Source organism: Arthrobacter sp. GAS37, from assembly GCF_044908325.1.
GTDB classification, from domain to species: Bacteria; Actinomycetota; Actinomycetes; order Actinomycetales; family Micrococcaceae; genus Arthrobacter; species Arthrobacter ramosus.
This window is the reverse complement of the sequence record NZ_JBIYDB010000001.1, coordinates 268083-290950: the sequence shown is the minus strand read 5'-3', so window position 1 is coordinate 290950 and position 22868 is coordinate 268083. Positions and strand designations below refer to the sequence as shown.

General features: G+C 65.7%; 22 protein-coding genes and 1 riboswitch. Of the genes, 15 read left to right on the top strand and 7 right to left on the bottom strand.

Going from position 1 to position 22868, the window contains the following annotated elements; translation table 11 throughout:
• Positions 1 to 7 precede the first annotated feature (7 nt).
• The 3 genes from ABH924_RS01350 to thiE all read right to left on the bottom strand — a co-directional run bounded on the left by ABH924_RS01350 (position 8) and on the right by thiE (position 4244).
• The gene (locus ABH924_RS01350; RefSeq protein WP_404496321.1) at positions 8 to 1714 is read right to left on the bottom strand and encodes a DEAD/DEAH box helicase; all 1707 of its coding nucleotides are present in this window, start codon (positions 1712 to 1714) and stop codon (positions 8 to 10) included.
• Between the two features lie 288 nt (positions 1715 to 2002).
• On the bottom strand, positions 2003 to 3517 hold the full coding sequence (locus ABH924_RS01345) for an RNB domain-containing ribonuclease (protein ID WP_404496319.1): 1515 nt from the start codon (positions 3515 to 3517) through the stop codon (positions 2003 to 2005).
• 37 nt (positions 3518 to 3554) lie between these two features.
• Positions 3555 to 4244 carry a thiamine phosphate synthase gene (gene thiE, locus ABH924_RS01340; protein WP_404496317.1) on the bottom strand — a complete coding sequence of 230 codons (690 nt, stop codon included), beginning with the start codon at positions 4242 to 4244 and terminating at the stop codon, positions 3555 to 3557.
• A gap of 26 nt (positions 4245 to 4270) precedes the next feature.
• A riboswitch (TPP riboswitch) is annotated at positions 4271 to 4391 on the top strand.
• Between thiE and thiO the strand changes: the two genes are divergently transcribed.
• From thiO to ABH924_RS01320, 4 genes are all read left to right on the top strand, one after another.
• The gene (gene thiO / locus ABH924_RS01335) at positions 4382 to 5692 is read left to right on the top strand and encodes a glycine oxidase ThiO (RefSeq protein WP_404496315.1); all 1311 of its coding nucleotides are present in this window, start codon (positions 4382 to 4384) and stop codon (positions 5690 to 5692) included. Its footprint overlaps the riboswitch before it by 10 nt.
• A complete protein-coding gene (thiS, locus tag ABH924_RS01330) occupies positions 5689 to 5925 on the top strand; it encodes a sulfur carrier protein ThiS (protein ID WP_234748291.1) in 237 nt (78 codons plus the stop codon). Before thiO ends, thiS begins: the two co-directional genes overlap by 4 nt.
• A gap of 3 nt (positions 5926 to 5928) precedes the next feature.
• A complete protein-coding gene (locus ABH924_RS01325) occupies positions 5929 to 6735 on the top strand; it encodes a thiazole synthase (protein WP_404496313.1) in 807 nt (268 codons plus the stop codon).
• 59 nt (positions 6736 to 6794) lie between these two features.
• Positions 6795 to 7478, top strand: coding sequence for a 4a-hydroxytetrahydrobiopterin dehydratase (locus tag ABH924_RS01320; RefSeq protein ID WP_404496312.1), 684 nt, complete (start codon positions 6795 to 6797; stop codon positions 7476 to 7478).
• A 65-nt stretch (positions 7479 to 7543) separates the two neighbouring features.
• Here the strand turns inward: ABH924_RS01320 and ABH924_RS01315 are convergent, their stop codons facing one another.
• From ABH924_RS01315 to ABH924_RS01305, 3 genes are read right to left on the bottom strand one after another with little or no spacing between them, the layout of a single operon-like run.
• A complete protein-coding gene (locus ABH924_RS01315) occupies positions 7544 to 7846 on the bottom strand; it encodes a hypothetical protein (protein ID WP_404496310.1) in 303 nt (100 codons plus the stop codon).
• Positions 7847 to 7882: 36 nt separating this feature from the next.
• Positions 7883 to 8107: a DUF3107 domain-containing protein gene (locus ABH924_RS01310; protein ID WP_059387503.1), complete on the bottom strand. Its 225-nt coding sequence runs from the start codon at positions 8105 to 8107 to the stop codon at positions 7883 to 7885.
• 50 nt (positions 8108 to 8157) lie between these two features.
• Positions 8158 to 8814, bottom strand: a complete 657-nt coding sequence (locus ABH924_RS01305; protein ID WP_404496308.1) for a TetR/AcrR family transcriptional regulator — start codon at positions 8812 to 8814, stop codon at positions 8158 to 8160.
• Between the two features lie 85 nt (positions 8815 to 8899).
• On the opposite strand from ABH924_RS01305, the gene moeB reads away from it, so the two are divergent.
• Together moeB and ABH924_RS01295 are read left to right on the top strand one after the other, a co-directional pair.
• Positions 8900 to 10099 (top strand): molybdopterin-synthase adenylyltransferase MoeB, encoded by a 1200-nt coding sequence (moeB, locus tag ABH924_RS01300; RefSeq protein ID WP_234748285.1) that lies wholly within the window; start codon positions 8900 to 8902, stop codon positions 10097 to 10099.
• Positions 10100 to 10133: 34 nt separating this feature from the next.
• Positions 10134 to 11126 (top strand): SDR family NAD(P)-dependent oxidoreductase, encoded by a 993-nt coding sequence (locus tag ABH924_RS01295; protein ID WP_404496306.1) that lies wholly within the window; start codon positions 10134 to 10136, stop codon positions 11124 to 11126.
• 303 nt (positions 11127 to 11429) lie between these two features.
• On the opposite strand, the gene ABH924_RS01290 is transcribed toward ABH924_RS01295, so the two are convergent.
• Positions 11430 to 12755 (bottom strand): glutamyl-tRNA reductase, encoded by a 1326-nt coding sequence (locus ABH924_RS01290; RefSeq protein WP_404496304.1) that lies wholly within the window; start codon positions 12753 to 12755, stop codon positions 11430 to 11432.
• Between the two features lie 148 nt (positions 12756 to 12903).
• Between ABH924_RS01290 and hemE the strand changes: the two genes are divergently transcribed.
• The 9 genes from hemE (at position 12904) to hemL (ending at position 22867) form a co-directional block, all read left to right on the top strand.
• Positions 12904 to 14031, top strand: coding sequence for a uroporphyrinogen decarboxylase (gene hemE / locus ABH924_RS01285; RefSeq protein ID WP_234748279.1), 1128 nt, complete (start codon positions 12904 to 12906; stop codon positions 14029 to 14031).
• 5 nt (positions 14032 to 14036) lie between these two features.
• Positions 14037 to 15521 (top strand): protoporphyrinogen oxidase, encoded by a 1485-nt coding sequence (gene hemG, locus ABH924_RS01280; RefSeq protein WP_404496301.1) that lies wholly within the window; start codon positions 14037 to 14039, stop codon positions 15519 to 15521.
• A gap of 72 nt (positions 15522 to 15593) precedes the next feature.
• Positions 15594 to 16295, top strand: a complete 702-nt coding sequence (hemQ, locus tag ABH924_RS01275; RefSeq protein WP_234748275.1) for a hydrogen peroxide-dependent heme synthase — start codon at positions 15594 to 15596, stop codon at positions 16293 to 16295.
• A gap of 65 nt (positions 16296 to 16360) precedes the next feature.
• On the top strand, positions 16361 to 17536 hold the full coding sequence (locus ABH924_RS01270) for a ferrochelatase (RefSeq protein WP_404496557.1): 1176 nt from the start codon (positions 16361 to 16363) through the stop codon (positions 17534 to 17536).
• Positions 17533 to 18516, top strand: a complete 984-nt coding sequence (hemC, locus tag ABH924_RS01265) for a hydroxymethylbilane synthase (protein ID WP_404496299.1) — start codon at positions 17533 to 17535, stop codon at positions 18514 to 18516. Before ABH924_RS01270 ends, hemC begins: the two co-directional genes overlap by 4 nt.
• 19 nt (positions 18517 to 18535) lie before the next feature.
• Positions 18536 to 19429, top strand: coding sequence for a uroporphyrinogen-III synthase (locus tag ABH924_RS01260; RefSeq protein ID WP_404496297.1), 894 nt, complete (start codon positions 18536 to 18538; stop codon positions 19427 to 19429).
• The gene (hemB, locus tag ABH924_RS01255) at positions 19426 to 20406 is read left to right on the top strand and encodes a porphobilinogen synthase (protein ID WP_234748266.1); all 981 of its coding nucleotides are present in this window, start codon (positions 19426 to 19428) and stop codon (positions 20404 to 20406) included. Before ABH924_RS01260 ends, hemB begins: the two co-directional genes overlap by 4 nt.
• Entirely contained in the window at positions 20406 to 21482 is a 1077-nt protein-coding gene (locus ABH924_RS01250; RefSeq protein WP_404496295.1) for an LLM class flavin-dependent oxidoreductase, read from the top strand. The genes hemB and ABH924_RS01250 overlap by 1 nt, the downstream gene beginning before the upstream one ends.
• Positions 21483 to 21544: 62 nt before the next feature.
• Complete coding sequence (hemL, locus tag ABH924_RS01245; protein WP_404496293.1) at positions 21545 to 22867, top strand: glutamate-1-semialdehyde 2,1-aminomutase; 1323 nt, start codon at positions 21545 to 21547, stop codon at positions 22865 to 22867.
• The last annotated feature ends 1 nt before the right edge of the window (position 22868 follow it).

Below are 22868 nucleotides of genomic sequence, written 5' to 3'. Positions count from 1 at the left end.
GAGGCCGTTAAGCCTCGGTGCTCTCGCCGGATGCACCGGAAGCGGACACCACTTCGCCGTTGCGGCGGCGGGTGCGGGAACGGCGTGCGCGGGAAGGCTTGTCCGCGCCCTCGGCGGACTGCGGCTCGGCAGACTGGGCCGTTGCCTCGGCGGGGGCTGCTTCGCCTTCGGAAGTACGACGGCGGCGGGTGCGGTTGCGTCCGCCCTCACCGTCTCCTTCGCGGGACGGAGCATCGCTGGACTTGGGACCGCGGCGTGCACCTTCACGGCCACCATCACGCCCGGCGTCGCGTCCCGTGCGTCCACGCCCGGAATCGCCGCCGGAACGGGAGTTCTTCTTGCCGGTCTCGCCCAGGTCTTCCAGGACCTCGGCGTCGACGCCTGCGAGGGTGCGCTTGTCGCGGGGCAGGCGGCCCTTGGTGCCCGCGGGGATGTCCAGCTCCTCGAAAAGGTGCGGCGACGAGGAGTAGGTTTCCACCGGCTCCGGATAGCTCAGGCCCAGCGCCTTGTTGATCAGGCCCCAGCGCGGCATGTCGTCCCAATCGACGAACGTCACGGCCGTGCCCTTGTTGCCTGCGCGGCCGGTGCGGCCAACGCGGTGCAAGTAGATCTTTTCGTCTTCGACGCACTGGTAGTTGATCACGTGCGTGACGTCATCGACGTCGATGCCGCGGGCGGCGACGTCGGTGGCCACGAGGACGTCCACCTTGTTGTTGCGGAAGGCGCGGAGTGCCTGCTCGCGGGCGCCCTGGCCCAGGTCACCGTGGATGGCGGCGGCTGCGAAGCCGCGGTCCACGAGTTCCTCGGCAACCTTGGCTGCGGTGCGCTTCGTCTTGGTGAAGATGATGGTCCGGCCGCGGCCGCGGGCCTGCAGAATGCGGGCGACGACCTCGACCTTGTCCATGCTGTGGGCACGGTAGATGAGCTGCCGGATGTCGCGCTTGGTCAGGCCTTCGTCGTCCGGGTCGGCGGCACGGATGTGCGTGGGCTGCGTCATGTAACGGCGCGCCATGGCGATGACCGGGCCAGGCATGGTGGCCGAGAAGAGCAGGGTCTGGCGGACGGCGGGTGTGCCGGCAATCAGGGTCTCGACGTCCGGAAGGAAGCCGAGGTCAAGCATCTCGTCTGCTTCGTCGAGAATCACCATGCGAACGTTCTTGAGGTTCAGGTGCTTCTGCTTGTAGAGGTCGATCAAACGGCCGGGCGTGCCGACAACAACCTCGACGCCCTTTTGCAGGGCCTCGATCTGGGGCTCGTAAGCGCGGCCGCCATAGATGGTGGCGATGCGGGCGTTGCGCTTCCGGGACGCCGTCTGGAGGTCGTTGGCCACCTGAACGGCGAGTTCGCGGGTAGGAACAATCACGAGGGCCTGGGGTGCACCCGGGACAGCGAGCTTGTCGTGGCCGGCGTCGTCCGGTCCGACGACGCGCTGCAGCGCCGGAATGCCGAAGCCGAGGGTCTTTCCGGTACCGGTCTTGGCCTGGCCGATGATGTCGTGACCGCCCAGGGCAACCGGGAGGGTCATGGACTGGATGGGGAACGGGTGGGTGATTCCGGCGTCGGCGAGGGATTCAACGATGTCGGCGCGGACGTTGTAGTCGGCGAAGGTTTTTTCTGCGATCTCGTGGGGTGTTTCGTCCGAGGAAATGGTTTCCTCGGGTTCGATCGTTTCGGTTCCGTCTGTCAGAACTTCATGGGTGTGCAATTCACTCACAGTGGAGTTTTCCTTATTCATTTGGGCTGCGCTGCGTGCTCAACGGTTGTGGCAGGGCCGTTCCGGAGCACGGATGGGCGCAAGCAAATCCAGTGGAAGCCGATCGCGGGCTATCTAAATACTGGCACTGGGGACCAGCTGGTGTATCTCAAGATCGCGTAGGGGCGGGCTTGTTGATGTCAAAAAATTAACTGAATCAACGACCGGGCATCCATTACTACTCACCCAGTCTAGCGTCTGGGGGCGATAATCCCCGGATCGCGGCCCCGGCCCTGCGGACGGGGCGCGCTACGGGAGCAGTTCGAAGGTGATTTGGCGGGTGGCAATGTCCGCGTCGAGCAGTTTCACGCGGACTTTCGTGCCCGACTCCATTTCGCCGTCGCAACGAGCGGTGACCGCGGGCTCGGCGATCTGGACGATGCCGTAGGGGCCGTGCGGGGCTCCGTTCCCATTGCCATTACCGTTGTTGCCGTTGGTGCTGTTTCCGTTGCCGTTACCGTTGTTCTTGGCGGGTTTCGATCCGGAAATCACCACGGCGTCGAATTCCTGTCCGATGTGGTTGACCAGGAGTGCTGCCTCCACGGTGTCCAGGGCCAGGCGCTCCATTTTGGCGGCAAGCTGGTCGGAAGACGCCATGATCTCGGGCAGGCTCGGCAAAGCATCCCGGGCCCATGCAGGGATCTCTGTTCCATTGCTCAGAGCTTCGCAGATGACCAGCACAAAACGATCGACAAGTCGGCGCAGCGGCGCGGTGGTGTGGGCATACGGCGCCCCGATGGCTGACTGCATGACGCTGCCCGGTACCTCGCCGTCGAAAGGCGTGTAGCCGGCACCACGGAAGAGCAGCCCCGCGGAATGGAGGATGGCGAGTTGCCGGGGATCCTTCGCGTCAAGGGTCCGCAGGTACTCGCCGTAGCTGGTCCCCGCGGTCCAGGGCTTGCCGAGTGCCCCCGTTTGCCGTTTGAAATGGAGCAGCGAGCGCTCATCGGGGGCGGGCATGGTGCGCAGGATCCCCACTTTGCCGTCGAGCATCAACTGGGCGGCGGCCATCCCGGTCAGGAGCGAAATCTGGGCGTTCCAGTCCTCCACCGGCAGCGAGGGAGCTGCGACGATCCTGTACCCCTCGCCGTCGGGCAGTTGGACGATTTCCTGCTCAGGCATGTTCAGGCTTGCTCCGCCGCGGCGGCGTTCGAGTTCCACCCGCTTGAGCCCGACCTCCTTGAGCAGCTCCAGGACGGGATCAGCCGTTCCGGAATCGATCTCCGCCTGCACGCCCTTGTAATTGAGTTTGGCGCGGCTCCGTACGCTTGCCCGACGGACGGAGACGGTGCGGAACTCCGCCTCGGCATCGAGTTCGAAGTCCCACACGAACGCGCCGCACGTCTGGCCGGCCAGCAGGCTTCCGGCATGCTCGCTGATGATCTCGGGGTGCAGCGGTATGCGGCCATCCGGGGCATAGTACGTTTGCCCGCGGTGGCGGGTCTCGGCGTCGAGCGCTCCTCCCGGGGGCACAAAGGAGGGCACATCGGAGATGGCGTAGAGAACCCTGTAACCATCCCCGGACCGGTCGATGAAGAGGGCCTGGTCGAGATCCATGGAAGAGGCCGGGTCGATCGTGATGAACGGAACGTCCGTGAGATCCTGCGCTGGCAGGGTGTGTCCGGAAACCGCGGCTTCAGCGTCGCGCAGCGCTTCAATGGGATAACCTGCGGGCAGCTCGAGTTCAGTCCGAAGCGCCGCCAGCGCTTCCGCGAGGTGGTTCGACGTTTCACTGACATTCGGGGCTACCCGCTGATGTGACACGAAAATCAGGGTAACTCCAAAATCTTCCGGCGTCTCGCTAGGCCGCCGCTGCGTCCAAGGCAGCCAGAAGGGCCTGGGCTGCCGCCGTCGGATCCTGTGCTTCGGTAATGGCTCGCACCACAACGACACGGCTTGCGCCGGCCTGCACCACCTCTTCCACGTTGCTGAGATCGATACCGCCGATAGCAAACCAGGGGAGCACAACACCGCCGACGGTCTCTTCGTCTGCCTGCTTCACCGCGTTGGCGGCGTACTTCACCAGATCGAGCCCGACGGCGGAGCGTCCCGGCTTGGTGGGGGTGGCCCAGACCGGCCCGACGCAGAAGTAGTCCAGTCCGCTGCGGCTGGGTGACGCGGCGATGGCTGCGTCAATTTGTTCCGGCGTGTGCGTGGAGAGACCGATGATAGTGCGGTCGTGGAGCAGTTTCCGGGCCGAGCGCAGCGGAATGTCCTTTTGGCCGATATGGAACACCGGTGCGCCGGAGAGGGATGCTACGTCCGCGCGGTCGTTGACTGCCCAGAGACGGCCGTGACGATGCGCCACGGATTGCAGGATTTCCAGGAGCTCCAGTTCCTCGGCCGCCTCAATTGTCTTGTCACGCAGCTGGATGATGTCCACGCCGCCCTCGAATGCGGCATCGACAAATTGCTCAAAATCACCCTGTTGCTTGCGGGCGTCGGTGCAGAGGTACAGGCGGGCGGTGGTGTGGACATGGTGCTGGGTCATGGAAACAGAGTAGTTCCTCTAAACTGGGCTGGTACCGCGGGAGCCGCGGCGGCAGTCACAATCGCCGCGCGGCTGAGAGGGCTTCAGCGCCGACCGCTTGACCTGATCCGGCTAGTACCGGCGTAGGGAAGGACCCCATGGACGAAGTAAACACCCAGCACGGACCCCTGCACGCGGATGTGGCGGTGATCGGAGGCGGTGTCATTGGCCTCGGCATCGCGTGGGAAGCCCGCAGGTCCGGCCGCTCGGTTGCCCTGATCGATCCCGCGCCGGCCAGCGGCGCCACCTTCGCGGCGGCGGGCATGTTGGCGCCCGTCAGCGAACTGCACTACCAGGAAGAGGACCTCCTGGAGCTCATGCTCGAATCGTCGGCGTTGTGGCCGGACTTCGAACGCAATGTGACCGGATCAAGCACCGGACGCAGCACGGGTTACCGCACGACGCCGACCCTCGCCGTCGGCGCGGACGCTGCGGACCGCCGGGCGCTCGCCGATCTCAGGGATGTCCAGCTGGCCAACGGCCTGGTGGTGGAATCCGTGCCGTTGCGCGAGGCACGGGAGCGTGAGCCGCTGCTGAGCCCGCAGATTTCCTGTGCCTTCGACATCCCGGGCGACCACCAAGTGGATCCGCGCCGGCTTTCGGCCGCGATTCTCGGCGCGCTGGCAGACCACCAGCCCGGCGATTCCAGTTGGATTCCGGGGGCCGAAGGCGGTTTTGCGGTCCAGGACACCGCGGCGGGCCTCCTGTGGGAGGACGGGCGCGTCGTCGGGGCTGTGCTGGACTCAGGAATCGAAGTGCTCGCCACGGAAACAGTGGTTGCCAACGGACTGGATGCCGCCCGCTTGAACGGCCTGCCGGATGGAATGTCGCTCCCGTTGCGTCCCGTGTACGGCGACATACTGCGGCTGCGCGTCCCGGACCACCTGCAACCCCTGGTCACCGCCACGGTCCGTGGAATGGTGCGCGGAGTGCCCGTCTACATCGTGCCCCGCGACGACGGGACCGTGGTGGTCGGCGCGACGCAACGTGAAGACGGCTTGTCGGCGTCGGGGGGATCGGCCAACCCGGTGTCGGCCGGCGGCGTGTACCAATTGCTCCGCGACGCCCAGGTTCTGGTTCCGGCTGTGGCCGAACTGGAACTCCTGGAAGCAACTGCCCGAGCGCGTCCAGGCACTCCGGACAATGCACCGCTGTTGGGCCGTGTGGAACGTCGCGAAGGCGAAGGAACCGTGCCGGGCCTCATCGTGGCCAGCGGCTTCTTCCGCCACGGCGTGCTCCTCACCCCGGCAGCGGCGAAAATCTGCGTCGGACTCATGGATGGCGCCGTCGATCCCCGGTGGAACAAATTCCGCCCGGACCGCTTCTCCCGCCCGCTTTCAGTACCACGGGCCTCAACGGACGGCCCATCGGCCGATACCTCATATCCCCTTCCGAAGGACCACGCATGAACATCAAATTGAACGGCGCAGACCACACGTTGAGCGACGACGCGTCCGTGACCACCCTCGTCAGCCACATCACCGGAAGGGTTGTGGACTCCAGAGGCCAGGCGGCCGACGGACGCAAGATCGGCGTCGCCGTCGCACGCAATTCCGAAGTGGTGCCGCGCAGCCAGTGGGCTGCTACCGCGCTCGCAGAGGGCGACGAACTCGAAATCGTTACCGCAGTACAGGGAGGCTGAACCATGACCGCAGCAAGCACTCAAGCAGCAACCACCCGAACCGACGCCCTGGTGATCGACGGTGTTGAGTTCGGCTCGCGCCTCATCATGGGGACCGGCGGAGCCCCGAGCCTGGACGGCCTGGGGGCAGCCTTACTGGCCTCCGGCACCGAACTCACCACCGTGGCCATGCGGAGGTACTCGCCGACTGAAACAGGTTCGCTGTTCCAGTTGCTCGTGGACCATGGCATCCGTGTCCTGCCCAACACGGCCGGCTGTTTTACCGCCAAGGACGCTGTCATGACAGCCGAGCTTGCCCGTGAGGCGTTGGAAACGGATTGGGTGAAGCTCGAGGTCATCGCCGACGAACAGACGCTGCTGCCTGACGCCGTGGAGTTGGTGGATGCGACGGAGAAACTGGTGGACCGCGGCTTCAAGGTCTTCGCCTACACCAACGACGACCCTGTCCTGGCGCTTCGACTGGAAAACCTCGGAGCAACAGCGGTGATGCCCTTGGGCGCGCCTATCGGCACCGGTCTGGGCATCCTGAATCCCCACAACATCGAGCTGATTGTGTCCCGCGCTTCGGTCCCGGTAGTACTCGACGCCGGAATCGGCACCGCGTCCGACGCAGCACTCGCCATGGAGCTCGGTTGCGACGCCGTGCTGCTGGCCACCGCGGTGACCCGTGCGCAGAACCCGGTGCAGATGGGCGAGGCCTTCAAACACGCGGTCATCGCCGGTAGGCTGGCGAAGCAGGCGGGCCGCATCCCGCGCCGGGAACACGCCCTGGCGTCCTCGGCGATGGAGGGCCGGGCCGAGTTCCTCTAGCGGCCTATGTTGGCCGCTCCGGGGATTCCTGCGAATTCCACGTCAGCGAAGGAGCCCAGATGGCCGGCAAAGATGACATCCTCACCAGGTCCGCGATCGACGACGCCCTGGCGGAACTGCCGGACTGGCGGTACCGCCTGGGCGGCCTCGCCACCGTCTACAAATGCCCGACGTCGGCTGCCGCACTGGAGCTGATTGCCGCCGTCGGGCGCATCGCCGAGCAGCAGAACCACCACCCGGACCTCGACTGGCGGTACAACCGGGTGTTCATCCGGTACACCTCCCATGACGCCGGGAGCGCTGTGACCCAACGCGACATCCGGGCGGCCACGAGCGCCAGCGAAGCAGCCGCGGAAGCCGGGGCAGCGGCCGAACCGGGGCTCTATCGGACGGTTGAAGTCGGAATCGACACCCCGGATCCGGACGGGATCTCGGAAGTCTGGAGGGTGGCGCTCGGCTACCGCAAAGACCGCTTCGGAAACCTCGAAGATCCCTACGGGCGTGGGCCCAGGGTGTGGTTCCAAACAACTGAGACACCCAATCCGCATCGGATCCACCTGGATGTGCACCGAAGCCAAGCCGAATCCGGACCCGTTATGGAGAAAACGGCGGCAACCGGTGCGTTAATGGACCGTGACCACGCACCCCAACGGGTGGTGGTCACGGATTCACAAGGAAACAGGCTGTGCCTCTGCACAGAAGCGGGTGACACCCAAGTTTATCCGCGACACGCAAACAGCTAGGCGACGCCCGGATATGAGTGTCGCCGGCCCGTTTGAGTGTCGCCGGCCCGTTCGCGCAGCGCCAGCTAGAGTCGCAGGGCCGCGGTCAGCTGGGCGGTGTTGTGCCGCGTCCGATGGCGGCCCAGGAAGTAGGCGGCCACTGCGGCGGCCACGGTACCCAGAATGATGGGCAGAACCCACGGGATCCACGTCATGCCAGGCTGGTAGCCAAAGCCAAGTTGGATGAAGATCATCCAACTCAGCATGGCGACAGCGACGGAAACGCCGGCGGGCAGGGTTATTCCGTACGTGCCACGGTGTTTGTCAGTTCCCCAGACGATGAAGCCTGAGGCGATGGTGGCTAGCGCCACGATGACAAGTGAGAGCATGCGGACTCCTGGCTCGCTGGTGTTCTTGCGTATTGCTTAGAGAGCGCCGAATCCGACCCGGCGTACTTCCTCGGCGCCGATCTCCACGTATCCGAGGACGTTGCCGGGAACGATGACCTGGCGGCCCTTTTCATCGGTCAGACGCAGGTCCGTGCCATTGGCAATGGCCTCGCTCACGATCTTGGCAACAGCCTCGGCATCGAGAGCGGACTCAAGCGCGATCTCACGGCCAACATTCTGAATGCCGATCTTTACTTCCACAGCGGGGCCTCCCAGCCAATCAAGAAATTACTCAGTCTTCTATTTGTAGTCTAGGACTCTTTCGGGAAGCGACTGATTCCGCGCCAAGCTAAACGGTAGATCAGATCGCTGGCGACATCGAGGTCCAAATCGCCGTCAGTTTCGAGCCAATACCGGGCGCTGACCTGCGCCATTCCGGCCAGGCCGCGGCCCAGCAGCTGGGCCTCCAGCGGGGGCAGCTTGGTGTCTTCGGCGATGACCTTGGCGACGGCGTCGGCGAAGGTGCGGTTGAAAGTCTCCAGTCGGGAGCTGACGTCCGGGTCATTGATGAGATCGGATTCGAAGACGAGCCGGTGAGCTTGGTCATCGCCCGCGATGAAACGGTAGTAGGCACGCATGACGGCCTGGACGCGTTCCTTGTTGTCCGACGTCGAATTCAGCGCCGTGAGCATCTGGTCCGTGAGCATGGCCAGGTGGCTGTCGAGGAGTGCCATGTAAAGCTCCCGCTTGGACGGGAAGTGTTGGTACAGCACCGGCTTGCTGACATGGGCGGTCTCGGCGATTTCGTCCATCGCAGCACCATGGAAGCCGTTGGCAACGAAGACTTCCAAGGCAGCGTTCAGGAGCTGGGCCCGGCGCTCATCGCGTGGCAGCCTCGCCGAGCGTGGCGAAACGGTCCGATCTTGCCTGACCTGCGCCTCCTGTTTGATACGTGCACTCTCAGCCACTTGTCTGCCGCCTTTCCTTTGCAGTTATGACCACAATACTGCGCAGTAATATGACCGGGCGGCAGCGGCAGGCATACTTTGGAGTATGGCCACTATTTTTGCTGCCCAAACGTTGCCGTCTTCGCTGCCGCCACTCGTGGAACCGGCCGCGGAGCTGACCACCGAAGAGGTGGAACGGTACTCGCGCCACCTCATTATTCCCGAAATCGGAGCGGCCGGTCAGCGCCGGCTCAAGAACGCGAAAGTCCTCGTGATCGGGGCCGGCGGACTGGGCTCTCCGGCGTTGCTGTACCTGGCCGCCGCCGGGGTAGGGACGCTCGGAATTGTGGATGACGACGTCGTCGACCTCAGCAACCTGCAACGCCAGATCATCCACGGCGTGGGCGATGTCGGACGGCCGAAGATCGAATCCGCGCGGGATGCCATCAAAGAACTCAATCCGCTGGTCAACGTACAACTGCATAACGTGCGCCTGGACTCATCCAACGCTTTGGAGATTTTCTCAGGCTACGACCTCATCCTGGATGGCGCAGACAATTTCGCCACCCGATACCTGGTCAACGATGCTGCCGCGATTCTCGGCAAACCATACGTCTGGGGATCCATTTTCCGCTTCGACGGCCAGGTCAGCGTGTTCTGGGAGAAGCACGGCCCCAGCTACCGCGATCTCTATCCCGAAGCCCCTCCCGCCGGCTCGGTCCCGTCCTGCGGCGAAGGCGGCGTGTTCGGCATGCTGTGCGCTGCTGTCGGCTCCCTCATGGTGACGGAGGCAGTCAAGCTGATCACCGGCGTCGGGCGCTCCATGCTGGGACGCGTGGCGCTCTTTGACGCGCTCGGCGGCAGCTGGCGCGAAATCAAGGTTTCGAAAGACCCGGAGGCCGAGCCGATCACCGAATTGACCGACTACGAAGCTTTTTGTGGCATCGCTCCGGCCCCCGCAGGCGACTCGGTTCGGACCGTCACGGCCACCGAACTTTCCGGGATGCTCGAGGCCCGCGCGGCGGGGGAACGCGACTTTGAACTGGTGGATGTCCGCGAGATCGGTGAACACGAGATTGTGAACATCGACGGTTCGGTGCTCATCCCGCAGGGACGCATCCTGGCGGGAGAGGCCTGGACGGAACTGCCGCAGGACAAAGAGATCGTGTTCCACTGCAAGGGCGGCACCCGTTCCGCTGCGGTGCTCGCCGCGGCACAACGCGCCGGCTACACCCGGGTCAGCCACCTCGACGGCGGGATCCTTGCGTGGGTGCGCGACGTCGAGCCGGGCAAACCGGTCTACTGAACCCACTGTGCCGTTGAACACGAAAGGTCCCGATATGAGCGAGGAATCCATGGCCACACCGCAACACCCCATCGGATCGGGTTTCGGCCATGGCTCCACGGCATCGGACGTTGTGGCGGGAGTGGACCTCCGCGGTAAGTCAGCGATTGTCACGGGTGGCTATTCCGGGCTTGGCCTGGAAACGGTGAGGGCCTTGTCCTCCGCCGGAGCCAGGGTCACGGTTCCAGCCCGCCGTCCCGAACACGCCAAGGAAGTCCTCGCCGCGGCCGGCCTGGCACCGGAGCAAGTGACCGTGGAAGCCTTGGATCTGGCCGATCAGGAAGCTGTGAAGGATTTCGCGGCACGCTTCCTGGCGTCGAACCCTACGCTGGACATCCTGATCAACAACGCCGCCATCATGGCGAGCCCGGAACAGCGCGTGGGTCCGGGCTGGGAATCCCAGTTCGCCACCAACCACTTGGGCCACTTCACGCTTCTCAACACGTTGTGGCCCGCGCTGGCGGCTGCTGGTTCGGCCCGCGTAGTCTCCTTGTCCTCCACGGGACACAAACTCTCGCCCGTCCGTTTCGAGGACATCAATTTCGAGACCGGCTACGACAAGTGGAAGGCCTACGGCCAGGCAAAGACCGCCAACGCGCTGTTCGCCGTAGAGCTGGACCGTCTGGGCCGCTCCTCTGGGGTGCGGGCCTTCGCGGTCCATCCCGGCGGCATCATGACCGAGCTCCAGCGCTACCTGCCCCGCGAAGAGATGGTCGCCGCGGGCTGGATGGACGACGAGGGCAACGTCAGGGAGGGTTTCAAGACTCCGGAGCAGGGAGCCGCCACGTCCACGTGGGCAGCCACGTCCCCGGCCCTGGCTGGCATGGGCGGGGTGTATTGCGAAGACTGCGATATCGCCAAGCCCACGGACCCGGCCTCGCCGCTCGCCCGGTACCAGGGTGTGGATGCGCACGCAGTGGATCCGGAAGCCGCGACAAAGCTGTGGGCTGTGTCTGCCGAAATGACGGGCGTCAACGCCTTCGCCTAGGATTCGCGAGCCTCCCACAGCGATTCTCGAACCAGCGCCACAAGGGACATGCTCATTCTTGGTTGTTGTTGCTGGACATAACCCTGTTATGTCCAGTGCTGGTGATCAGGGGAGGGCATGCTCTGCGTGGAGCGAACCAGCACAGCGATTCTCGAACTACCGCCACAGGGGACATGCTCATTCTTGGTCATTGTTGCTGGACATAATCCTGTTATGTCCAGTCCTGGTGATCAGGGGAGGGCATGCTCTGAGTGAGTTCGAGCGTGGACAACGCCACCCGGGGGGCGGGCAGGGCCGCGTGGGCTAGGCGCTTTCAGCCTGCTGGGATGTCTGTTGGTGGTTGACAGGGCACTCGGCTGCGGGTGACGCAGCCGGCTGCTCAACCTGAATGCCGTACAAGGCCTCAAGGGCGGCCACGTAATCGTCTTGCTGGCCGTTCGCGGCGAGTTCGCGTGCGCGCACGGTGGGGATGTGGAGCAATTGCTTGACCATGCGGCGGAGCGCGAACTCGACCTCTTCTGCCGCAGCGGTGCAGCCGTGCCGGGCCCGGACTTTCTCCATCTCGGCGTCGAGCACGTTCATGGTGTGGCGGCGCAGCGCCACAATGGCCGAATCCACGGACCGGGCTTCGCGCTCTTGCTCGAAGGCCTCTGCCGCACCGGAAACAATAGTGCTCGCTTGTGCCAGCGACTCCGCTTGTTCCTGGGGTGCTGCGAGCCGCACGGATTCGAGCGTCAGGAGCTCGACGCCGTCGAGCTCGCCCACCGCGGGGTCGAAGTCGTGGGTGAGCGCGAGGTCGATCGCGATGAGCGTTTGGGTGGACAAAGCACGGACCTTGGCAAGCTCTTCGGCCTCAACACGGGTGTCCGATCCGCTGCAACCGATCATGACATCGGCGGCAGCGACGGCGGCGGGAAGGGTTTCGGCGTCGAGCGCGGTTCCGCCGCGGGTCGCCACGAAAGCCTCGGCGCGGCCGGAAGACGAGTAAACGCAGACGTCGGTGCAGCCGCGATCGCGAAGCAGCGACAAAGTGGCCCCGGCGTAGGCCCCGGTCCCGAAGACAACTACCTTCTTGGTGGTCCAGTCGGCATTCTCGGAGAGGTCGGTGGCGAGGTCCAGGGCAACTGAAACGATGGACAGGCCGCGCGAACCGAGGGCGGTCTGGGCCCCGACGTCCTTGGCCGTCTTGGAAGCGGCCTGGAACAAGCGGACCAGCCCGGAACTCGCGGTTCCTTCGTGCTGGGCAGTGATGAGGGCGCGGCGCACTTGGCCGGCGATTTCGCGTTCGCCGACGACGGCGGAGTCCAGTCCGGCGCTGACTGCGAAGAGGTGCCTGCTGACCTCAGGGCCGGTGCGGGTGCTGAAGGCGCGCGAAACGAGTTGCTCGTTGAGTCCGCTCAAGCCACTGATCTGCGTGACGAGCGCCGAGCGGGCAGCCTCAAGGTTCTCGACATGGGGCGTTTCGCCGTAGATTTCGTAGCGGTTGCAGGTGGCCAGGACCACGGCGCCGGAAACAAGCTGGGAATCGGCCAGAGCGGACGAGGCAACCTCGGATGAACCGTTGCTCAACTGAGCGACGGTCTCAAGATCGATGTCGGCGTGTGTAGCCACCAATGAGAAAAGAACCACAGCAAAGCAATCATAGCTTTTTCGTTGCCATGTAGAACAACGCACGCCAGTGGTTCTCCGCACTGACCGGAGTGACGCCCGTCACCTTGGATGGTGCGGGACAGGCTGTCGTTATCTTTTGATCCCGATCTTCGGCACAATCGAAGGCATGACTTCCAGTTCCGCACTGCCTCATTCTGTGTCGGCCAACGGCGTTTCCGGCACCGCCGCCTCAAGCCTTGATGCAAGCCACCCGCTCATGGATGGCCGCACCGCAGACTCCCCGCTGATCCAGGCGTATCGCGGAGGCAAGCCGTCCCGCCGTCCGGTCTGGTTCATGCGACAGGCCGGCCGATCGTTGCCGGAATACCTCAAAGTCCGTGAAGGCGTGGCGATGCTGGACTCCTGCCTGCGTCCCGAGCTCGCCTCCGAGATCACTTTGCAGCCGGTTCGCCGCCACGACGTTGATGCAGCCATCTTCTTCTCCGACATCGTCATCCCCCTCAAGCTGGCAGGTGTCGGCGTGGACATCGTCCCCGGCGTCGGTCCTGTCCTGGACAAGCCAGTCCGCACCGCGGCCGACGTGGCCGCCCTGCCGCAGCTGACGTGGGAGGCCCTCGAGCCGATCCGCGAGGCCGTACGCCTGACCGTGGCAGAGCTCGGCACCACGCCCCTGATCGGCTTCGCCGGTGCGCCGTTCACGCTCGCCGCGTACATGGTGGAAGGCAAGCCCTCCCGCGACCACCTCGGTCCGCGCACCATGATGCACGCCGATCCGGAAACCTGGACCGCCCTGGCCAACTGGGCAGCCGACGCCTCCGGCATGTTCCTGCGCGCCCAACTGGAAGCAGGCGCCTCTGCAGGGCAACTGTTCGACTCCTGGGCCGGTTCCCTTGGCCTGGCCGACTACGCCAAGTACGTCGCTCCCGCCTCGACCCGCGCCCTTGACCACGTCCGCCACCTCGGCGCGCCGCTGGTCCACTTCGGTACGGGAACGTCCGAGTTGCTCGTCGCGATGCGCGACGTCGGCGTGGACGTCGTAGGGGTGGACTACCGGCTGCCGCTTGACGAGGCAAACCGGCGACTGGGCGGCACCGTGCCCCTGCAGGGCAACATTGACCCCGCGCTGCTTTCCGCGCCGTGGGAGGTCCTGGAAGCCCATGTCCGCGAGGTGATCGCCGCCGGTTCCGCAGCCCCGGGCCACGTCCTGAACCTCGGCCACGGCGTGCCTCCGGAGACGGACCCCGCCGTCCTGACCCGGGTAGTGGAACTCATCCACTCGATCCCGGCAGGGTAGCGGGCATGCGCGGGACACGTGCACAGCCCGAACACGCACTTTCCGAAGATTCAGCAGCTAGGTTGACGGCCGTCGTCGTGGGCGGCGGCATTTCCGGCCTGCTCGCCGCCCGGGGACTGGCCAAGGCCGGGCTCACTGTCACAGTGCTCGAAGCGGGCAACGCGTGGGGCGGTTGCGTGGGAAGCCACACTGTTGGCGGCCTTGAGCTGGACAGCGGAGCAGAGTCCTTCGCCACGCGCTCCACCGCTGTGGCCGATCTCGCCCGCGATCTCGGGCTCGGCGGCAACATCGTGGCGCCCCATCCTGGAGGTGCCTGGGTGCAGTTGCCAGACGGCCCGCAGGAACTGCCCAAGACCGGAGTGCTCGGAATTCCGGCGAATCCCTGGGACCCCGAGGTCCGCCGTTCCTTGGGCTTCGCTGGCTCCTTGCGCGCCTCGCTTGACCGCTACCTGCCTGCCTCGGTCGGCACCTCGGCCGAGGTCACGAGTGTCTCCTCGCTGGTCCGGGCACGGATGGGCAAGCGGGTCCTCGAACGACTCGTGGCACCCGTCGTCGGGGGAGTGCACTCCGCCGATCCCGGACTGCTCGACGTCGACATGGTGGCCCCCGGACTGCGTGCAGCACTGCGCCAGCACGGTTCGTTGGCCGCGGCGGTGTCCAGCCAGCGCAAGGCCGCTTCGGGGTCGGCCGCTTCGGGCGAAAACGGAAGCGGGACGGCGAAGGCCGGATCCGCCGTCGCCGGCTTGAAAGGCGGAATGAACACCCTGGTCTCCGCCCTCGTGGCGGAGTTGCGTTCGCGGGGCGTCTCCCTTGTTTCCGGTGCCCGGGTGGATTCGGTCACCCGCACTGAAAGCGGTTGGCAGGCCACTGCGGCGGGCACAACGTACGACGCCGGACGGCTCGTCGTGGCACTCGACGGTCCCGCCGCCGTCGGGCTGCTGGAGGGGGCATTTCCGGAGCTGTCCGCGCTGCGTCCCGCCGCGGGCCCCTTGGTAAGCCTCGTGACCCTGGTGGTGGACGTGCCCGAACTGGACCGCCGTCCCCGCGGCACCGGCATTCTCGTCGCTCCTCAAACCGAGGGGATCGAGGCGAAAGCGCTCACGCATGCCACGGCAAAGTGGGACTGGCTGGCGGAAGAAGCCGGTCCCGGCACGCACGTGCTGCGCCTGTCCTACGGGCGGGGCGAGGGAACAGACGCGCCTGAATCGGCGGCCGCGCCGGATGACAATGCACTGTTTGAGGCTGCGCTCCGCGACGCCTCGACCTTGCTGACCGTGCCGATCGTCCGCGAAGACGTGCTCGATTGGGACGTTGTCCGTTGGGCGGGCGCGTTGCCGTTCGCCGCCGTCGGTCATAAACAGCGCGTTGCCGAGGTGCGCCGCATCTGCTCCGAAGCCGAGGGTCTGTCGGTTGTGGGCGGCTGGCTCGCCGGAAACGGCCTGGCTGCCGTGGTTGCGGACACTTCTGCACAGATCGACGCAGGTTTGTGAAATGCACCACTTCTACGCCTTGTAGAAGTGGTGCATTTCGACTTAGCGCCATCCACGGGGCAGACTTGTACCATGAGCCACACTTCTGTCGAATCTGTCACTAAAACTGCCGAATCCGAAGAGCAGTTCTTTACGCTGTGGACCGTGTTCAAGCGGTCGGGCGATGTCCTGCGCAGCGCCGATGCTGTCCAGGATTTCGAGCAACTGGCTGCCAAGCTCGCCGAGGACGGCGTGGTCCTCCGCGGAAGCTACGACGTCTCCGCCATGCGTTCCGACGCCGACATCATGGTGTGGCTCCACGGCGCCAAGCCCGAGGCCCTGCAACAGGCCGTCCGTGACATCCGCCGCAGCGCCCTGTTCGCCGGCACCGAGATCGTCTGGTCCGCCATGGGCGTCCACCGCGAAGCCGAATTCGCCAAGAACCACGTTCCCGCCTACGCCCGCGGCGTCGAGCCCAGCACCTGGCTGTGCGTTTACCCGTTCGTGCGCTCCTACGAGTGGTACATCCTGCCGGCCGAAGAGCGTGGAAAGATGCTGCGCGATCACGGCATGCTGGGCCGCGAGTTCCCCCAGGTCATCTCCAACACCGTGTCCTCCTTCGCCTTGGGCGACTGGGAGTGGATCCTCGGCCTGGAAGCACCCGAACTCGTTGACCTGGTCGACCTCATGCGCCACCTGCGGGCCACCGATGCCCGCAACCACGTCCGCGAGGAAATCCCGTTCTACACCGGTCGCCGCATCACCGCAGCGGAGATCGCCGAGGTCCTCGCGTGAGCGGCCGCCACTCCACCGGCCCGGCCAGCCTCACCGAGGTCAATGACGTCACCGAGGCCGGACGCATGGCTCCCAAGGAGTACGACGCCGTCCTCCTCGCCTCTTTCGGCGGGCCCGAAGGCCAGGACGACGTCATTCCCTTCCTGCGCAATGTGACCCGTGGCCGCGGCATCCCGGATGAGCGTCTCGAGGAGGTGTCCCACCACTACCGCGCCTTTGGTGGGATCAGCCCCATCAACCAGCAAAACAGGAACCTCAAGGCCGCCCTCGAGGCAGAGCTTGCATCGCGCGGCATCAGCTTGCCAGTGCTGTGGGGCAACCGCAATTGGGATCCTTATATCCCGCAGACGCTCCAGGAAGCCTACGACGCCGGCCACCGCAAGTTGCTGATGGTCACCACAAGTGTCTACTCCTGTTACTCCAGCTGCCGCCAGTACCGCGAGGACATCGGCATTGCGCTGACGGAGACCGGCCTTGACGGCAAACTCGAGGTGGACAAGGTCCGCCAGTACTTCGACCATCCCGGCTTCGTCGAACCCTTCGTGGAAGGAACGGCTGCAGGACTTGCGGAGATCAAGGAGAAACTGGCCGCGGCCGGTCTCCAGGACGCTCCGGTCCACATCCTGTTTGCAACGCACTCCATTCCAACCCGCGACGCCGAGGCCGCCGGGCGTTCGGACGCCGAGCCCCGCGAGTTCGAGCAGGACTCGGCTTATGTGGCCCAACACCTGGCCGCCGGCGCCGAGGTTGTTCGGCGGGTTGAATCCGAATCCGGACTCACTGCGCCATGGTCCTTGGTGTACCAGTCCCGTTCGGGCGCACCGAGTGTTCCATGGCTTGAGCCGGACATCAACGATGCGATCGAGGAATTGGCCGGCCAGGGGATCAAAGGCGTCGTGATCGTTCCGCTCGGTTTCGTCTCCGACCACATGGAAGTGGCCTGGGACCTGGACACCGAGGCCTTGGAAACGTGCAAAAACCTCGGCCTCGCCGCCACACGCGTCCCCACCCCGGGAACCCACCGCAAGTTCGTTTCCGGCCTGGTAGACCTCATTTGCGAGCGGACTGTAGCCAACAACATCGCCGATCGCCCCGCCATGACCGGACTGGGCCCGTGGTACGACATCTGCCGTCCGGGCTGCTGCGCCAACTTCCGCGGAGAGAAGCCCACGATTGCGGGTGCAGACACCACCGTCGGCACTGGCCATGATGCCTACCCTGTAGGAGAAGGCGCGAAATGACCGTACGGATCGGTACCCGCGCGAGCAAACTCGCGCTCACCCAGAGCCAGCAGGCAGCCGACCAGCTTGCCGCCGTCGGGGGCTTTCCCGTTGAACTGGTGCGCATCAAGACCGAAGGCGATGTCCGGACGGGCTCCCTGTCCCAGATGGGCGGCACCGGAGTGTTTGTCGCCGCCCTTCGCGACGCGTTGTTGGAGAACGCGTGCGACGTCGCGGTGCACTCCCTGAAGGATCTGCCCACGGGTGCGGCACCGGGACTCACCATTGCCGCAACGCCCAAACGCGTCGACGTCCGTGACGCCTTGTGCGCGCGTGACGGGCTCAAGCTCGCGGATCTTCCGCCAGGCGCACGGGTCGGTACCGGATCGCCGCGCCGCGCTGCCCAGCTGCGCGCCGCCCGCCGGGATCTCGACGTCGTGGACATCCGCGGCAACGTGGACACCCGGCTGGGCCGCGTTCCCGGGCTCGCAGGCAACGCAGAAGATTCACCCGGAGACCTCGACGCCGTCGTCCTGGCCGCCGCGGGACTGGAACGGATCAGCAGGCTCGACGCCGTGACAGAGTTCTTTGAGACCGATGTCATGCTTCCTGCCCCCGGACAGGGCTCACTTGCGATCGAGTGCCGCACCGTCGACGCTCCCGGACAGTCCGGCGCCGAAGGTTCCCAGGGCGCTCTGGCCCAGGCCCTGGCCGCCCTCAATGATGAAGACACCCGGCTGGCCGTCACCGCGGAGCGGGCCGTCCTGGCCCGCCTCGAAGCCGGTTGTGCTGCGCCGGTGGGTGCCTACGCTTACCGCAAGGGCAGCATGCTGTACCTGGAAGCGGTCGTCTGTGCTGTGGATGGGAGCAAGTCCGTACGCGAGAAAAAGGCCACCGACGGGCTCACTGAAGTGGGCGCCACGTTGCTGGGCATAGAAGTCGCCGAGCTCCTGCTTGCCGCAGGTGCTGCGGACATCGCAGATCTTGCAGCTTCCAGATAACCGGAGCCAACAGGAGACCATGGGACGGCACAGCGCAGTGAAGTCGGGGGAGGCCCGGGTCCTTGAAGGCGCCCGGGTTCTTGTGACGCGCAGCCCGGATCGTGCCGCCCCCCTCGTTAGTGCCCTTCGCGAAGCCGGCGCGGAGCCGCTCCTGTTGCCCTTGATCGACTTTGAGCGTGCCCGCGACCAGCATTCCCTCGAGGTCGCCTTGGACGCCCTCCGCGCGGGAGCGTACGGCTGGTTGGTGGTCAGCAGCATCACCACGGTGCGCGCCCTGAAGGAAAAAGCAGCCGAGCGTCGCTTGGAGTTGAAGGACCTGATTCCGGATTCCGTCCGGATCGCGACGATCGGCCCGTCGAGCCGGCGCGTCCTCGAAGCGGAGGGCGTTCCCGTGGACCTCGCGCCGGAAGACGTCCAGTCGGCAGCAGGACTCGTCTCCGTCTGGCCGACAGGCCCGGCCAATGTGCTGTTGCCCCAAGCGGACATCGCCGATTCGATGTTGGCGGAGGGGATCGAAGCCAAGGGAGCCGTGGTCCAGCCGGTGACGGCTTATCACACCGTGGACTACCCGGCGGTCCCCGAACGCAGGCTGACTGCTGCCTTGGCTGCGGCGAACGGCTGGAAGACGGGGGCGGGATCCGGGGCGCCGGAGCTCACCCCCGAAGCCGCCAAGGCTGAACTTTCCAGCGGCCGGCTCCACGCCGTCGTCGCCGCTTCACCCAGTGCGGCACGCCGCATCCACGCCTCCTTGGGGCCGCTGCGGGATTGCCGCTTTATTGCGATCGGGCGCTCGACGGCGGCAGAGGCTGCGGCTCTCGGGATCACGGTCGCGGCAACCGCCAAAGAACCCACACCCGACGGCATCGTGGCCGCCCTACGCACAGTATTCGCCACCGAAGGGAACGAAAGTTGAGCTTTCCAAACCACCGGCCCCGCCGGCTCCGCACCACCCCCGCCATGCGCCGGATGACCGCCGAACACCGGCTGGCCCCCGCGGACCTCATCCTGCCGGCCTTTATTCGCGAAGGACTCAGCGAACCGGCTCCGATCAGCTCCATGCCCGGTGTTGTCCAGCACACCACGGACTCGCTCAAGCGCGCCGCTGCGGAAGCCGTGGAACTGGGTGTCAGCGGCATCATGCTCTTCGGTGTTCCCGCAGTCCGCGATGCCCGCGGCACAGCCTCCCTGGATCCGGACGGCGTGCTGAACAAGGCCATCCGAGACGTCCGCGCAGAGGTTGGCGATGACCTGGTGGTCATGGGCGACGTGTGCCTCGACGAATTCACCGACCACGGCCACTGCGGTGTCCTGGACGCCAACGGTTACGTGGACAACGACGCCACCCTCGAAATCTACGCCCAGATGGCCGTGGCGCAGGCCGACGCCGGTGCCCACGTCCTGGGGCCGTCCGGGATGATGGATGGCCAGATCGCCGTGATTCGCCAGGCCCTTGAAGCGGCGGGACACCAGAACACTGCGCTTCTGGCCTACGCGGCGAAGTACGCCTCTGCCTTCTACGGCCCCTTCCGCGAAGCAGTGGACTCGCAGCTCAAGGGTGATCGCCGGACGTACCAGATGGATGCCGCCAATCGCCGGGAAGCCATCATCGAGGTGGAACTCGACCTCGAAGAGGGCGCTGACATGGTCATGGTCAAGCCGGCCATGAGCTACCTCGACATCCTGGCCGACGTCGCCGCCATGAGTCCGGTTCCCGTGGCGGCCTACCAAATTTCCGGTGAATACGCCATGATCGAAGCGGCTGCCGCGAACGGCTGGATCGATCGTCGCGGCGCCATCACAGAATCCGTGCTCGGCATCAAGCGGGCCGGCGCCGACATGGTGCTGACGTACTGGGCCTCCGAGCTTGCCGGCTGGCTTAAGGAGTCCTGATGACAGATACCGCTTCCACTCCCACGGCCCCTGTCGGAGCTACGGAGATCCTCCTCGGACTGAATACTTTCGGTGACGCCGGGGTGGACGCCGACGGCAACCCGAAACCGCATGCCCGGGTTTTGCGGGAGCTGCTGGCGGAAGCGGAACTTGCGGACGCCGTCGGGCTTCATGCCTTTGGCGTGGGGGAGCACCACCGCCGCGACTTCGCTGTCTCGGCGCCCGAAGTGTTCCTCGCTGCCGCCGCCGCCCGGACATCGCAGATCAAACTCGGTTCGGCCGTCACCGTGCTCAGCTCCGACGACCCCATCAGGGTCTTCCAGCGCTTCTCCACCGTTGACGCGCTCTCCAACGGTCGCGCGGAAGTGATGCTGGGCCGCGGCTCGTTCGTTGAATCATTCCCGCTGTTCGGCCTGGACCTGGCGGACTACGAAGTCCTGTTCGAGGAGAAGCTGGAACTCTTCGACAAGGTCCGGGCGCAGAAGCCCGTGCATTGGGAAGGCCGTACCCGGCCGAACGTGAACGGAATGAGCGTTTTTCCGCCGCTGGAACACCACTTGCTGCCAACGTGGATCGGTGTGGGCGGTACCCCCGAGTCGGTGCTGCGCTGCGCCCAATACGGCTATCCGATTATCTTCGCCATCATCGGCGGGGAGCCGCGCCGCTTTGCCCCGCTCGTGGAGCTCTACCGCGAGGCAATGGGGAAATACGGACACCCCATGCAGCAGATTGCTACACACTCGCCCGGCTACGTCGCTCCCACCGATGAGCAGGCCCGGGAGGAACTGTTCCCGCATTGGCTGGCCCAGCGCAACCGCATCGGCGCGGAACGCGGCTGGGGACCGGCGAGCAGGGGCGAGTTCGACGCCATGTGCGGCCCTGAGGGTGCACTTTACGTGGGTTCCCCGGAAACGGTCGCCCGGAAGATCGTCCTGCTGAAGCGGAACCTCGGCGTCGACCGTTTCGACCTGAAATACAGCAACGGAACCTTGCCCCACGAATCCATGATGCGCTGCATCGAACTCTTCGGCACCGTGGTGGCCCCACTGGTGACCGAGCAGCTTGCCGGCGCTTGAAGGCGCCTGAACCGCCCTTGCCGGCGCCTGAACCGTTCCAAATCCCTGAAAGAATAGGCACCATGACTTCAAACACCCCTGTCTCCGACCAGCTGTTCGACCGCGCCCGCTCCCTGATGCCAGGCGGCGTCAACTCCCCGGTGCGCGCCTTCGGTTCCGTCGGCGGCACCCCGAAGTTCATGGTTTCGGCGCAGGGTCCGTACCTGACCGACGCGGACGGCCGCGAATACGTCGACCTCGTGTGCTCATGGGGCCCGGCCCTGCTGGGGCATGCGCACCCGGCCGTCCTCGCCGCCGTCCACGCCGCCGTCGACCGCGGCCTGTCCTTTGGCGCCTCCACGCCCGATGAGGCAAACCTCGCCGCGATCGTCAAGGAACGCGTGTCCGCCGTCGAACGCATCCGCATGGTGTCCACGGGCACCGAGGCCACCATGACGGCCGTACGCTTGGCCCGTGGGTTCACCGGCCGCAACCTGATCGTGAAGTTCGCCGGCTGCTACCACGGCCACCTCGATGGACTGCTCGCTGCGGCTGGCTCGGGCCTTGCGACCATGGCTCTGCCCGGTTCCGCCGGTGTCACCGAAGCTGCCGCCGCTGAAACCCTCGTCCTGCCGTACAACGACCTCGACGCGGTGGAAGCCGCTTTCGCTGCGCACGGCAACAACATCGCTGCCGTCATCACCGAAGCCGCTCCCGCCAACATGGGCGTCGTCACGCCGAACGAAGGCTTCAACGCAGGCCTGTCCCGCATCACCCGCGAACACGGCGCGCTGTTGATTCTGGACGAGGTGCTCACCGGCTTCCGCACCGGCTACGCGGGCTACTGGGGCCTCACGGGCCGCCAGGAAGGCTGGACGCCGGACCTGCTGACCTTCGGCAAAGTCATCGGCGGCGGCATGCCGACGGCGGCGCTCGGCGGGCGCGCCGACGTCATGGATTACCTTGCGCCCCTTGGCCCGGTGTACCAGGCAGGAACCCTGTCCGGGAACCCGGTGGCAATGGCCGCCGGCGTCGCCACCCTGACGCTCGCGACGCCCGAGGTCTACAGCTTCGTGGATGCCCGCTCGCTGGAACTCTCGGCGGCGCTCTCATCGGCGCTGGACACCGCCGGCGTGGACCACTCGATCCAGCGCGCAGGGAGCCTCTTCTCCGTGGCCTTCGGCACTTCGGCCAACGGCGTCCACAACTACGCCGACGCCCAGGCCCAAGACGTCTTCCGCTACGCACCGTTCTTCCATTCCATGCTGGACTCCGGCGTCTACCTGCCGCCGTCGGTCTTCGAGGCATGGTTCGTGTCGGCCGCCCACGACGACGCCGCGATGAACCGGATCTTCGACGCGCTCCCTGCAGCAGCCAAGGCGGCAGCGGAGGCCACCGCGTTGTAAC